This window comes from Nocardia sp. NPDC046473 (assembly GCF_040645995.1).
Taxonomy (GTDB): Bacteria; Actinomycetota; Actinomycetes; order Mycobacteriales; family Mycobacteriaceae; genus Nocardia.
This window is the reverse complement of record NZ_JBEYZJ010000003.1, coordinates 628,241-641,489: the sequence shown is the minus strand read 5'-3', so window position 1 is coordinate 641,489 and position 13,249 is coordinate 628,241. Positions and strand designations below refer to the sequence as shown.

Genomic DNA, 13,249 nt, shown 5'->3' with positions numbered 1-13,249 from the left:
GACACACCGAAAAGTAATAACAAAACGGTAACTAAATATCTATTGGGTATTGAAAGATGTCGTTGACCTGCGCAAACATGCCATTCATTCCGACGAAAATCCCGGCTGCTACCGCCCGTATCACGGGCTATTTACTGCTCGTCGGCGAACGATCCGCTTTTCGTTCGAGTGTTTTCAGTCCTCGATCGGCCCGGTTGTACCAGGTAGATCGCCGTGTCTGCGCAGGGCATCGAGCACTACATTGACCGCCGCGCGTGGCGGTGCGCCGCGCCGAATAACCGCAGTAATCGTGCGGGTAACAGGACTGGTGAGTTCCCTGGTCGTGACGCGGTAGCGCGGATCGATGGCGAGGCCGGGCAGCAGCGTGATCGACAGCCCGGCTTCGACATGTTGCAGCGCCATCATGTAGTTGCTGAAGCGGCAGACTATCCGCGGCTCGAAGCCCGATTCGCGGCAGAGCCGGGTCGCCAGATTTGCCATGTAGGACTTCGGCGTATCGAAGGCCCACGGCTCGTCGGCATACGCGGCCAGGTCGGCGGGTCCACGAGCGCCCCGGTCAGGTGGCAGCACGAGCACGATCGGATCGGTGGCCAGCGGCACGATGTCGATGTCCGGCCCGAGCGGCTGTTCGACGAAATCGGTTGTGGTGATGATGATGTCGGCGTCACCGACCCGCAGTGCACGCATGCTCTCGTGCGGCTCCAACTCGTGCAGCGTGATGTCGAGGTGCGGATGGCTGCCCGCGAGCCGTGTCACCGCGGGGACACACAGCGAGTGGATGGCGCTTTGAAAAGCGCCGAGCCGGACCAACCCGGCCGGTTCGCCGCCGAGACCGCGCAGCTCCGCTTCAACGGTGCCCATGTGGTCGAGGATCGCCCTGGCCCGCCTGGCCAGGATCAACCCGGCCGGGGTGAGCCGGACCCGGCGGCCGGTGCGTTCCAGTAGCTGCGTGCGTGTCTCCGCCTCCAAGACCGCGAGCTGCTGGGACACGCTGGACGCGCTGAGGTTGGCCGCCTGCGCGACCGCGCGGACAGTGCCGAGGGAATCGAGTTGGCTGAGCAAACGCAGCCGCCAAGGGTTCAGCATCCCTCGATTGTTGTACGGCTGAGCCGAACAGCACAGCCGGAATTGTGAGATGGACGTGTCGCTCGTACCGCCCTTACCGTCGAAATATGGCTTCTCCCACCTTCATGCCGCAGTCCACCGACGACTTCTGGGCCGACACCGACCGCCACCTCGTGCGCTACGCGGGCGCGGGCACCTTCACCCCCGAGATCATCACCCGCGCCGCGGGCAGCTTCCTGTACACCGAAAGTGGCAGGGAAATACTGGATTTCACCTCCGGGCAGATGAGCGCGATCCTCGGGCACTCACACCCGGACATCGTCACCACGGTCCGCCGTCAGATCGGCGAACTCGACCACCTGTTCAGCGGCATGCTCAGTCGCCCGGTCGTCGACCTGGCCCGCAGGCTGGCGGGCACCCTGCCCGATCCGCTGGACAAGGCGCTGTTGCTCACCACCGGCGCCGAATCGAACGAGGCGGCGATCCGGATGGCGAAGCTGGTCACCGGCAAGCACGAGATCGTCTCGTTCGCCCGCTCCTGGCACGGCATGACCCAGGCCGCCGCGAGCGCCACCTACAGCGCGGGTCGCAAGGGTTACGGTCCGGCCGCGCCCGGCAACTTCGCCATCCCGGCACCGCACCCCTACCGGCCCGACTTCACCACGGCCGCAGGCGAACTCGACTGGCGACGCCAGCTCGACTTCTCCTTCGACCTGATTGATGCCCAGTCGGTCGGCAGCTTGGCCGCGTGCATCGTCGAGCCGATCCTCAGCTCCGGCGGAGTTGTCGAACCGCCGCTCGGCTACTTCGCCGCGCTGCACGAGAAGTGCCGCGAACGCGGCATGTTGCTGATCCTCGACGAAGCGCAGACCGGGCTGTGTCGCACCGGATCCTGGTACGCGTTCGAACGCGATGGCATCGTGCCGGACATCCTCACGCTGTCCAAGACGCTCGGCGCCGGGCTGCCCCTGGCCGCCGTGCTCACCAGCGCCGAGATCGAGCAGGAGGCGCACGATCGCGGCTTCCTGTTCTTCACCACCCACGTCGCCGACCCGCTGGTGGCCGCGGTCGGCAACACCGTGCTCGACGTGCTCATCCGCGACCGTCTCGATGAGCGGGCCGCCGAGCTCGGCGCGTTCCTGCGGCGTGGGCTGGAGCGAATTGCGGAGCGGCACACTGTCGTCGGGGACATCCGTGGTCGCGGACTGCTCGCCGGACTCGAGCTCGTCGTCGACCGGGAGACCAAGCAGGGCTCGGACGAGCTCGGCGCGCTGGTCACCCGCCGCTGCCTGGAATTGGGTCTGCACATGAACATCGTGCAGCTGCCCGGCATGGGTGGCGTCTTCCGGATCGCCCCGCCGCTGACCGCCACCGAGGACGAATTATCCCGCGGCCTGGCCATTCTCGACGAGGCGATCGGTGACGCGGCCGCGCGGATGTCGTGACAGCTCCGGTCAGGTCAGGTTGCCGTCGATGCACAGGCTCGCGGACCGCGAGGACGGACCGGGGCGGGCCGCGCCGGAGTCGAAGACCCACTGGGAGATCGGCGCGGCGGCCTTCCAGTACAGCTTGCCGCTGCGGTCGGCAACCGCCTGGTAGATGTCCTCGTTGCCTTCGATGAGCTGGCCGCCGACGCAGTAGTCGTTGTACTCCGTTCCTGGTTGCCGCGCGCCCGCGCTGAACAGGCCCGTCGGGTTGGTGTACGAACCGGGATTGGGGACGGTGCTCGGGCGGTTCGCCGCCGGTCCCTGCCGCCAATACGGCGCCCCGCGGTCGGTCGTGCATTGGAAGGTCTGGCCGCCTGCGGTGACCGTCGAGCCCTGCGGATGCGCGGTGGCCGCCCAAAGGCATTGTGCGCCAGCATTTGCCGACGTTGTACGGGCATCAGCGGCGGCGGCTGTGCCTGCGCCGAAGGCGACGCCGCCGACTACCGCGGCGATCGAGAGCAGGGTGAGCGCTTTCATCCGGGTGGTGGTCTTGGGGCCGTTGGCAGTTCTCATCGACGTCTCTCTTTCCATCTCCGGCCGGGCCATTCATCGGCGATCCGGCCGTAATACGAAGTGGTGCAGCAAGTTCGGTGCGAGGGCTGGTCAGCACCAGCTGGCACTGGGGCGGCAGACGACCCAGCCGTCGCCATCGGCTCGCGGCACGGCGGTCCAGGTCGCGCCCGCACCGTTGCCGCGGTTCTCCGTGGATTCGGCCGGGTTCTGCTGACTTCGGTAGTCGCGCAAGGAGTTCTGATGCTCGTTCTGCCGCAGCGGATTGGCATCGGTGTGGTGATAACCGGAGGGGTCGATGTGGTGCGCGCCGGTGGTGTCCCCGCGGGTGCTGCGGCCGGGTGTGTGGTCCGAGCGTGCGCCGGGGTCTGCGATCGCTATGCCGGAGCTGAGCGCCGTCGCGGCGACGACGCCGCCGACCATCAGCGCGAGCGCTGCGATCGATCGGCGATGGCCGCCGGTGCTGATTGATTGCACGGAAAATACACGTCGCGCCATGGCCTCATTGCCTTTCTGGTCTGATGAGCTCAGGTGATCTGAACGGGCTCATCTACTGAGATGAACAGTAGATTAAGAACCTGAGAAGCTGCTTATTAGACGGTATGCGCTGGCATTGGTGAGATGAGTCACGCAGGTGGGTAGTAGGTCGACCGGTTGTCCGGGTTTGGACCTCGCGGTGTCAGTCCTGCTATCGCGACGCCGAGTGAGCATGGTCACAGAAAATTGCACTGTCTGAAATTTTGCAGTTTGTGTTAAATTTCTGCCATGTCGTCACCCACCCGCGCGGAGCCGCCGATCGGCCTGCGCGAACAGAAGAAGCGCAAGACCAGGCTCGAGCTGTGTATGGCTGCCCGACGACTGGTGGTCGCGCACGGGCTCGACGCGACGACCGTCGAAGACATCGCGAAGGTTGTCGGGGTTTCGCCGCGCACCTTCTTCAACTACTACGACACCAAGCTCGACGCGATCGTCGGCCCGATCGAGGAGATCGGCACGCCCGAGGCGCGAGCGGTGTTCGTCGCCGGAGGTCCCAGCGGCGTGCTCATGACCGACCTCACCTGGCTGTTCGCTTCGGCGTTCGAACCGGAAGAGGAAGTGCGCGAAGCCATCTCGCTGGTGATGGAGATCGTCAAGGAGGAGCCGCGGGTCTTCGCGTCGTTCATGGCCGCCGGCGTACAACAGGAGGCCGTTATCGGCGAACTGCTGTCCGCGCGGGCCGGTGCGCCCGTCACTCCCGAATTCGCCGCACTCGCAGCGGGAGTCATGACCAACATCGTCACCCGGGCAGCGATGTCCGCCACCGCCGACACCAGCAAATCACTCGCCGCGGCCGTGCAAGACCACTGCGCGATGGCCGCCCGGATGTTCGATCAGCCCGCCGAGCGAAACTAGGAGAAGCGCCCGATGACTACGACGGCTGACTCGCCGCCTACCCCAATTGTCCTGACCCAGAAGCGAATCTGGCTCATCTTCGCCGCGTTGATCGCGGGCATGTTTTTGGCCAGCCTGGACCAGATGATCGTCGGCACCGCGATGCCGACCATCGTCGGCGAACTCGGCGGCGTCTCACACATGGCGTGGACCGCGACGTCGTATCTGCTGGCCACCACCATCGTGATGCCGATCTACGGCAAATTCGGCGACATGTTCGGCAGGCGTTGGCTTTTTCTGTTCGCGGTGACTGCCTTCACCGCGGCGTCCGTCGGCGCCGCCGCCTCGACCAGCTTCTGGGAGTTCATCGTCTTCCGCGGCCTGCAGGGCGTCGGCGGCGGTGGCCTGATGATCCTGGCGCAGGCCATCATCGCCGACGTGGTGCCCGCGAAGGACCGCGGCAAGTACATGGCGCCGATGGGTGCCGTCTTCGGCATCACCTCGGTGGCCGGGCCGCTGCTCGGTGGCTTCTTCGCCGACACGCTCGGCTGGCGCTGGTGCTTCTGGATCAACGTGCCGATCGGTATCGCCGCGCTGTTCATCGCGTTCCGCTACCTGAGCGTGCCGAGCCATCGCCCCAAGACCAAGCCGGACTACCTCGGTGTGCTGCTGATGTCTTCCGCGACAACATTATTGATCCTGATCACCGACTGGGGCGGCAAGCAGTACGCCTGGGGCTCGACGACGATCGTCGCGATGATCGCCGCGCTGGTGGTCGTGGTGGCCGCCTTCGTGATGGTGGAGGCGCGGGCCGAGGAGCCGATGCTGCCGCTGTGGTTGTTCCGCAACCGCACCTTCGTGCTGACCTCGGCGATCGGCCTGCTCATCGGCCTGGTGATGTTCGCCGCGATCGGCTTCATCCCGACCTATCTGCAAATGGCCACCGGCGCCTCCGCTTCGGTCTCCGGGCTGCTGCTGATCCCGATGATGGTCGGCATGATGATCACCCTGATCGGGTCGATGACCGCGATCACCAAGACCGGGCGCTACCGGGTGTATCCGCCGATCGGCGCGCTGACCATGCTGGGCGCCATGCTGTGGCTGACCCGGCTGGACGCGAACACCTCGATGTGGGTCGTCTCGGCGATGCTGTTCGTGGTCGGCGCGGGCCTCGGCCTGATCATGCAGATCATTGTGCTCGTCGTGCAGAATGCCGTGGCGCCCAACCAAATCGGGACCGCGACCAGTGCCAACAACTACTTCCGGGAGATGGGTGGCGCGATCGGTGTCGCGATCTTCGGCTCGATCTTCACCAACCGATTGACCGAGGGGCTCACCGACGCGTTCATGTCGCACGGTCCGGAGGTGATGGCGGCCAAGCTCGACCCGAGCGCGCTGGTGCCGTCGGTGGTCAAGCACCTGCCGGAGGGGCTGCACGACGCGATCGTCGGTGCGTACGTGAACGCGCTGGTGCCGGGCTTCTGGTACCTGATCCCCGGCGCGGTCATCGTCTTCGTGCTCGCGCTGTTCATCCCGCAGCTGAAGCTCTCCGACGAGGCGGGCATGGTCGCCCGTGGCGAAGCGGTGATGGCAGAGACGGAGCCGGCCGAGGATGCGCAGCCGGATCCTCGGCTCGTCACCGAACACAGCTGACGACAACAGATTTGGGCGGTAGGGCGATCGGCCTTACCGCCCGAATCTGTGTCAGGGGCAGGCGGTGCCCGTGTAGTCGGGGTCGAGCGCCTTCTTGATGATGTAGGCGACGGTAGGGGACTGCGGCAGGACGCCGTGCTCGAAAGTGTCTGTGGCGCAGAAGTCTTGGACCCACACGTTGTCGACGGTCGCGCCGGGTCCCGCCTGCAGGAAAGTGGCTTCCGGTGGGGTGGAGGCGTCGTCGTGGGTACTGGCTATCACGGTGTAGCTGATGCCGGGGTCGGTATCGCCCGCGGCGTTGATGTCGCGGAGGAAGTCGCTGCCCACGAGCTGCTGGGCCGCGGCGGTTCCGGCGATTTCCGTCAGTCCAGCGGCGAAGGCCGAATTGGCGCTGCCGGACGGGATCCGGCTTGCTACACCGCGCATGGTGGAGCCGTGGTTGGTGCCCGCAAGCGAGATCAGGTGGTCTACCTTGTCGGCGCCGCCTGCGAAGCGAAGGTATCGGCGAGACATCAGGGCGCCTTGAGAATGACCGACGAGGTCGACCTTCGCCGAATGCGTTGCGGTGCGGACCCGGTCGACGAAGGCGGCGAGCTCCTCGGCGGATTTGCGGATGTCGCCGACCCCGTACATTCCGGGTAGCGCGCCGAGCACGCTCGCGGTGTCGCGGCCGTAGTTCAGCGAGAAGACACAGTAGCCTTCGGTTTTCAGCTGCGGGGCGAGCACGTTCCAGTCATTCTGGTTGCCCCAGGTGCCGTGCACGAGTACGACGGGTCGCGGGTGTGCGGCGGTGGGTCGGCAGGTCCAGTCGTCGGATCCCTCGGGTGGAACGCTGCCGTCCGGGTTCTTGCCCACGCTTGGTGCAGTGGCGATATCGCTTGCAGCCGTGGTCGATTGGGTATCACCGGGTTGGGCCTGCACCCCCGGCGCGCAGATTCCGGTCAGTATTCCCGCCGCCGCGCCCGCTGCGGTCAGCCGCCGCCACCTTGTATTCATGGAGATTCCTTCGTCGTTTCGTGCGTGGCGGTGTATTTCGTAACCGCGGATGTGGTCAGCGTGGCACGGTCAGCGGGTCGAGGCAGCTGGCCGCGGCGTCGACCAGGGAGCAGGGCTGCGGTGCGTGCGTCGGGCGGTAGTCGGCGGGGACGCCTCCTGCGCGTGTGATGTCGGTGTAGGCGGGCACGGCGTCGGTGGGCCGACGGGTGAGGCTCGGATCGGTCAGCACGTCCACCGTGTACAGGCCGAAACGCGGTGTGTAGCTGCCCCATTCGTAGTTGTCGGTGAGGCTCCAGTAGTTGTAGCCGATCACGTTCATGCCGTCGGCCTTCGCACGCTGGATCCAGTAGATCGTGTCGCGCAGGTCGTCGCCGCGGGTGTAGCCGTCGGCGCGCGGCTTACCGTTCTCGGTGGGCATGCCGTTCTCGACGATGTAGAGCGGCTTCCCGGGGAACTCGCGCGAATAGTGTTGCAGCGCATAGTAGATACCCTCCGGCTGCAGCGGGTTCCGCCAGAGCTGGCTGAAGTTCTGCACCATCGAGGTCGCGGTGTCCGGCGACAGGCCGTAGTAGTAATCGATGCCGACGTAGTCCAGCCGCGCGGCGATCTTGTCGACGAACGGCTTGTTGATCGCGTCCTCGCCGCCGGGGATGTAGGCGACATTGCTGGTCACCATGGCGCCGGGCTGTACCTGGTGGATGTGGTCGTAGATGGTGTTGTGCGCCTGGGCTAGTCGGTCCTGCATGCCGGGCAGGTCGGTGCCGGGCAGGCCGCCGTGGCGCAACTCGTTGACGCCGTAGAAGGTCGGCTCGTTGAACGTCACCCAGAGCGGATCGAGGGCGGCGTAGCGGTCGACCACGGTGCGCGCGTTGGTCAGCCAATCCTCGACCATCCCCGGGTTGTGCCAGCCGCCGCGGTCGACCTCCCAGCCGGGGAACACCCAGTGGTCCAGCGTGATCATCGGCCGCATCCCGGCGGCGGTGATCTTCGCGAGCACGTTGTCGTAGAAGCGCAATCCGTCCTCGGACCACACGCCGGGTTGCGGCTGCACCCGCGCCCACTCGACGCTGATCCGATACACCTTTACGCCTAGCCCGGCTGCAAGATCGATGTCCGAGGCGTAGCGGTTGTAGAAGTCGACCGAATCACGGTACGGGTCATCGGTTTTGCCCGCGGCGACGTAGCGGCTCCAATTGCTGTCCGGCGCATGCCCTTCGGATTGATAGCCGGAGGCCGCGACACCCCACAGGAAATCCGGACCGAGCGGCCCGACCTGTGCCGGCGGTGCCGGGCGGGCGGCGGCCGAGGCGGGCAGGCCCGTCAGGACGGTGGCAGCGGCCAGGGCGGCCAAGCCGAGGCCGCGAAGACGGAATCGCATCGGGTGGTGTCTCCCGTTCGTTGTGGTGACCAGCCGGACCTCGGCGAACGGCCCTCGAATGAAAACCGTACAGCGCTCGGTTTTCGATGGCAAGGCCGGGCCGGCCCATGCCTACACTGACCCGGTGGCGAAACGGGGTCCCTACGGCAAAGGCATCGAACGACGGGAGCAGATCCTCGATGCCGCGCTGCGCACCATCGCCGAGCGCGGCTTCCTGGCCACCTCGGTCGCCGAGCTGGCCGAAGCCGTCGGCCTGAGCCAGGGTGGGCTGCTGCACTACTTCGGGTCGAAGGAGGAGCTGTTCGTCGCGGTGCTGCGTAAGCGCGACGAGTCCGACCTCGCGACCATGCGCGGCCCGGTGCCCGCCGCGTTCCTGGCGGTGGTCCGGCGCAACGCGACGGTGCCCGGACTGATCGAACTGTTCACCCACATGCAGGCCGCCGCCGCCGACCCGCGCCACCCGGCGCACGACTACATGCTGGAGCGCTACCGGTTGGGCACCGCAACGTTCGCACACGCCCTGCGCGGGATGCAGCAGGCGGGCACCTTGTCTGGCCGAGTCGACGCCGACGCCGCAGCCACCATGTTCTTCGCGCTAGCCGACGGGTTGCAGGCCAGGTGGTTGATCGACCCGACGATCGATATGGTCGCCCAGCTCGAACATGCTTGGCAGCGTTACACCGCCGGTTAGCGCTATAAACCCGGAATATGCTGAATAATTGCTGATAGACGCTGGAGGGTTCATGCCTCAGGACATGCCCGCGTACGGGATCTCGCATACGTGAAGGAGAACTCGATGAGCACTATCGCGAAACTTTCCGCCGGATTTGCCGCCCTGATTGCGGTGGCGCCGGTCACGCTCGTCGCCACCGCGCACGCCGATGACGATGCCGTCTTTTTCAGCAAAGACAACTACAACTGCGCGATCCTGGCCAACGGGACCATCGGATGTGACCGGCCGGTGCTCACCACATTCGCCTTCTCCGGCCTTCCCGTCCCATATCCGCAGTCACCCCAGGTCATCGCCGATCCGTGGGTGCACGACGGGTTCGACTACATCGGTAAGCCGTACACACTGCCGGGGGGTAACCCGTCCTTCGAGCAGGTCGCCAACTCTACGGATCGCGACGGCAGGGCCGCACTGGCGCATGCGGGGAGGGTGTGCGGTCTCCCTTCCAGCGCCAAGAGCGGGTTCACTTGCGGTACCCCGTCCGATGATGGCGGGTGGGAGTCCGGCCAGTTTGTCGTGCTTCGGTGATGACCCGGTCAGATCGGGCGCCGCATCGTCACAGGCTCGCGGCGGTCAGTCGCTGCAGTAATGCGGGCATATCCACGAACGCGAACCTGATGGCCGAGTCGCTGCAGCCGTAGGGCAGCACGAGGGTGTCCTGGTGGACCAGTGCGCCGCAGGAATACACGACATTGGGCACGTAGCCGTCGCGTTCGGACTCGGTCGGTGCCAGCAAGGGCTGGCGCAGTGCGCCGATGACCCGGGTCGGGTCGTGCAGGTCGAGCAGGATCGCACCGATCCCGTAGGTGCGCACCGGTCCGACGCCGTGCGTCAAAACGAGCCAGCCGCTGGGTGTTTCGATCGGCGGCCCGCAGTTGCCGAGCTGGATCAGCTCCCAGGGCTGCGTCGGCCGGTAGATGGTGACCGGATCGCTCCAGGCCCGCGCGTCCGGCGAGCTGACCACGCTGATGGTTTCCCGATCCCAGCGCGAGAGCATCAGATAGCGGCCGTCGACCCGCCGCGGGAACAGCGCCATCCCCTTGTCGGTGGCGCCGCCGCCGTCGAGCCGGGTGCTGTCGAAGGTGACGAAATCGTCGGTGTGCAACAACCTCGGCGCGACCCGGCCACCGTCGAACGCGGTGTAGGTGGCGAAATACGTTACTTTCCCGTCGCTTTCGGTGAAACGGGTGAAGCGCGCGTCCTCGATGCCGTGGGTTTCGTCTGCGCTGGCGGGGAAGAGGATCCGCTCTGACATCGGACGGTCCGCAGAAAAGGTCACCGTGTAGCTTCCGGCCGTCGACAGGGCGATCCGGCCTGCCTCCAGGAACGGTGTCGGTGTGTTCAGCCGGATCGAATCGCCGCCCGCGAGGACGCCGGTACGGAACTCGATGCTCGAGATATGTCCCTCGCCGAGGGCGCGCACGCTCATGACGAAACGCAATTCGCCTGGGGCGAGGCCGGTCTGGTCCGGGTGCGCGACCATCGACGGATTGAACAGCGCCGCCGCCTCGACCGCGTACTCCTGGGTGAAGCAGGCGCCGATCAGCTGCCGTCGATCCGCGGTGAGCACTGTGGGCAGCAGATGCTCGACCACCGCACTGTGCGCGCCGAAGATCGTGGTGAGGTCGCGGTGCCGGTCGCCGAAACGGCGCAGCGCGGACGCCAGGGTGCTCGACACCTCCGCGTCGGACAGCCGCAGCACCCGCGCGATGATGGCCTCCGCGCGCGAAATGCCGTGTCCGAGTAGCTCTTGGCCGGGTTGGAACAGCCTGGCCAGGACCCGGCTCCCGTCCGGGAACAGGGCCTGGCCGCCCCGGCGGGCCAGGTCAGCTGTCGTCACCGCCGAGGTGTTGGTCACCCGGCCGCCTGTTGCAGGCGACGGGCCTGCTGCATCGTGGAGATCAGCGCGAGGGTCGACTCGGCGCCCTGGTTCTCGTTGCGCCCGGTGGGTTCCAGCCCGTCGCAGCAACCGCCGCTGGCCGGGTCGATGAGCGGGGTCGAGACATCGTTCGAGCCACGGAACCAGGCCTCGCACAACATGACCGCCTCTTGCCAATGGTGGTCTTTGGTGTCGTCGTAGGCGCGGGCGCAGGCGTCGGCCAGCGTGGCGACCTCGATCGGCTGCTGGTCGAAGCCGGGACGTTTCTCGCCGGTCGTCCAGCCGTCGACCGGGGTGACCGACAGGTGGTCGCCCGCGGTCTCGGTCTCCAGCAGCCAGCGCAACATCGCCAATCCGTCGGCGTGCGTGCGACCCTGCCCCGGCGCGGCACCGGCCACCAGGAGTGCCTCGGCCAGCACGGCATTGGCGTAGTGCAGCCGCGGCTCGGGCCAGCGCCAGTCGAGGCGACGGGTCGGCGGGCCGATCAGCTTGGCCGCATCGGCCAACAGCTTCGGCGCTGTGAGATTTCCGGGATCGGCGCGCAGCACCTCGGCCGCGCCGAGCGCGGCGAAGGCCATCGCGCGCGGGAACTGGGAGCGCTGCTTGGCGGCGACGGTGAAGTGCGCCAATGCCTTTTCTGCCAGTTCCGGCCTGCGGGCGGCCACGGTGCCGAGCGCCCAGATCGCGCGACCCCAGTGGTCCTCTAGGCTCGGCTCGTCCTGCCAGTTCCGGTCGGTGCCGCGGCGATTGTGACTGCGGCCGTCCTCGGTGAGCGCGTCGAAGATGAAGCTCGCGTACACCTGTACCAACGCGTCCAGTTCCTCGGTCGGCTCCGGCTCACGGAGCACGACCACCAGGGCCCGCGCGACATCGTCTACGCAGTAACCGTTTTCGAGGCGTGGCGTAGTGAACTTGGCGTGCTCGAAGATCCCCACCTCGTCACTGAGTCGCACCAGGTGGGCGTAAGAAATGGTGATGGTTTCACTCATGCTGTCGCCAACTTCGCATCGGCTTGCAGCGTCTCTGCGGCAAGCGCATGGTATTTCCTGCTCACTGCGGGCCAGAGTAGGTCTGGCGCAATGCGTTTCGCTTCGGCACTCATCCGGGCCGCCAGGCCGGGCTCGGTGAACACCTTGCGCAGCGCGGACGCGATGGCGGTCGGTGATTCGCGATCGACAAGGAGGCCGGCGCCGCTCGACAGCAGTTCCCGCGCGTGCGGAAAATCCGTCGATACCACTGGTTTACCCGCTGCGACGGCTTCAATCAGAACTCCGGAAGTCACCTGCTCGCGCGAGTCGTAGGGGAGTAGTACGACATCGGCCTGCTGGATCAGCCGGTGCAGCTCGTCGCTGGACAGGTAGCGGGCGTCGAAGTGCACGGCGTTGGTGACGCCGCGCCGCGCGGCGCGGTCGACGAGGCCGGTGCGGTAGGACTCGCCGTGTCGGGCCAGCACTCGGGGATGGGTCTGCCCGACCACCCGGTAGTGCGCGGCCGGACGCAGATCGGCGAGGTGGGCCATCGCGTCGATGCCCCATTCGATGCCCTTGCCCTCGCCGAGCAGGCCCCAGGTCAGGATGACCGGCGTCCGCGAGATCGGCTGATGCCGGGTGCTGTGCGGCCCGGGCCGGTGCTCGGTGGCGCCGTGCGGAATCACCCTGACCTTCGACGGATCGACCGCGTAGTGCGCGATCAGCCGCTCGCGGGCCGTCTCGGTCATGGTGACGAGCGCGGCACAGTGGCGGGCCAGCTCTTCGAGGATCATCCGCTGCTGCGTGGTCGGGGTGACCAGGACGGTGTGCAGCACCGCGATCGCCGGAACGCGAAGAGCGCGAACGACTTCCAGGACGTCGACGCCGTCGCGCCCGCTGTAGATACCGTATTCGTGCTGAATGATGGCCACATCGAAGCGATTGAGGGCGGCGGCCGCGGTGGCGGCGCCACGCCGGGCGCTGCGCTCCCACTGGTGCGTCACCAACGGTTGCGGTGCGGACTCGGGGCTGTCGACCACGGCGACGATGCCGACGGTGCGTGCGGCAGCCGGACCCTGACCGAAATCGACCGTCGCAAAACCGGTTTCGGTGGGGGTGGTCAGCGCGTCGACCAGTGAGTCGGTGAAGGTGGCCAACCCGCACTGGGTCGGTGGATAAGTGCTCAGAACGCCGTAAGACCGAACTGACACA

Annotated in this window: 13 protein-coding genes; 5 read left to right on the top strand and 8 right to left on the bottom strand. The window is 66.7% G+C overall.

Annotated features, from left to right (window positions below; genetic code table 11):
• Positions 1-174: 174 nt before the first annotated feature.
• Positions 175-1,086: a LysR family transcriptional regulator gene (locus ABZ942_RS13100; RefSeq protein WP_357381370.1), complete on the bottom strand. Its 912-nt coding sequence runs from the start codon at positions 1,084-1,086 to the stop codon at positions 175-177.
• Positions 1,087-1,172: 86 nt separating this feature from the next.
• Between ABZ942_RS13100 and ABZ942_RS13095 the strand changes: the two genes are divergently transcribed.
• A complete protein-coding gene (locus ABZ942_RS13095; protein ID WP_357381368.1) occupies positions 1,173-2,510 on the top strand; it encodes an aspartate aminotransferase family protein in 1,338 nt (445 codons plus the stop codon).
• Positions 2,511-2,519: 9 nt separating this feature from the next.
• On the opposite strand, the gene ABZ942_RS13090 is transcribed toward ABZ942_RS13095, so the two are convergent.
• Positions 2,520-3,065: a hypothetical protein gene (locus tag ABZ942_RS13090; protein ID WP_357381366.1), complete on the bottom strand. Its 546-nt coding sequence runs from the start codon at positions 3,063-3,065 to the stop codon at positions 2,520-2,522.
• A gap of 90 nt (positions 3,066-3,155) precedes the next feature.
• Complete coding sequence (locus tag ABZ942_RS13085) at positions 3,156-3,539, bottom strand: hypothetical protein (protein ID WP_357381364.1); 384 nt, start codon at positions 3,537-3,539, stop codon at positions 3,156-3,158.
• A gap of 288 nt (positions 3,540-3,827) precedes the next feature.
• Between ABZ942_RS13085 and ABZ942_RS13080 the strand changes: the two genes are divergently transcribed.
• Positions 3,828-4,454: a TetR/AcrR family transcriptional regulator gene (locus tag ABZ942_RS13080; RefSeq protein WP_357381362.1), complete on the top strand. Its 627-nt coding sequence runs from the start codon at positions 3,828-3,830 to the stop codon at positions 4,452-4,454.
• 12 nt (positions 4,455-4,466) lie between these two features.
• The gene (locus ABZ942_RS13075) at positions 4,467-6,086 is read left to right on the top strand and encodes an MDR family MFS transporter (RefSeq protein WP_357381360.1); all 1,620 of its coding nucleotides are present in this window, start codon (positions 4,467-4,469) and stop codon (positions 6,084-6,086) included.
• A gap of 51 nt (positions 6,087-6,137) precedes the next feature.
• On the opposite strand, the gene ABZ942_RS13070 is transcribed toward ABZ942_RS13075, so the two are convergent.
• Both ABZ942_RS13070 and ABZ942_RS13065 read right to left on the bottom strand, forming a co-directional pair.
• Positions 6,138-7,082, bottom strand: coding sequence for an alpha/beta fold hydrolase (locus ABZ942_RS13070; protein ID WP_357381358.1), 945 nt, complete (start codon positions 7,080-7,082; stop codon positions 6,138-6,140).
• Positions 7,083-7,137: 55 nt separating this feature from the next.
• Complete coding sequence (locus tag ABZ942_RS13065) at positions 7,138-8,460, bottom strand: family 1 glycosylhydrolase (protein WP_357381356.1); 1,323 nt, start codon at positions 8,458-8,460, stop codon at positions 7,138-7,140.
• A gap of 124 nt (positions 8,461-8,584) precedes the next feature.
• On the opposite strand from ABZ942_RS13065, the gene ABZ942_RS13060 reads away from it, so the two are divergent.
• Complete coding sequence (locus ABZ942_RS13060; RefSeq protein ID WP_357381354.1) at positions 8,585-9,151, top strand: helix-turn-helix domain-containing protein; 567 nt, start codon at positions 8,585-8,587, stop codon at positions 9,149-9,151.
• 105 nt (positions 9,152-9,256) lie between these two features.
• Complete coding sequence (locus ABZ942_RS13055; protein WP_357381352.1) at positions 9,257-9,718, top strand: hypothetical protein; 462 nt, start codon at positions 9,257-9,259, stop codon at positions 9,716-9,718.
• A 28-nt stretch (positions 9,719-9,746) separates the two neighbouring features.
• Here the strand turns inward: ABZ942_RS13055 and ABZ942_RS13050 are convergent, their stop codons facing one another.
• From ABZ942_RS13050 to ABZ942_RS13040, 3 genes are read right to left on the bottom strand one after another with little or no spacing between them, the layout of a single operon-like run.
• Positions 9,747-11,048 (bottom strand): glycoside hydrolase family 130 protein, encoded by a 1,302-nt coding sequence (locus ABZ942_RS13050; protein WP_357381350.1) that lies wholly within the window; start codon positions 11,046-11,048, stop codon positions 9,747-9,749.
• Entirely contained in the window at positions 11,045-12,058 is a 1,014-nt protein-coding gene (locus ABZ942_RS13045; RefSeq protein ID WP_357381348.1) for a glycosyltransferase, read from the bottom strand. Before ABZ942_RS13045 ends, ABZ942_RS13050 begins: the two co-directional genes overlap by 4 nt.
• Positions 12,055-13,248, bottom strand: a complete 1,194-nt coding sequence (locus ABZ942_RS13040; protein WP_357381346.1) for a glycosyltransferase — start codon at positions 13,246-13,248, stop codon at positions 12,055-12,057. The genes ABZ942_RS13045 and ABZ942_RS13040 overlap by 4 nt, the downstream gene beginning before the upstream one ends.
• Between the last annotated feature and the right edge of the window lies 1 nt (position 13,249).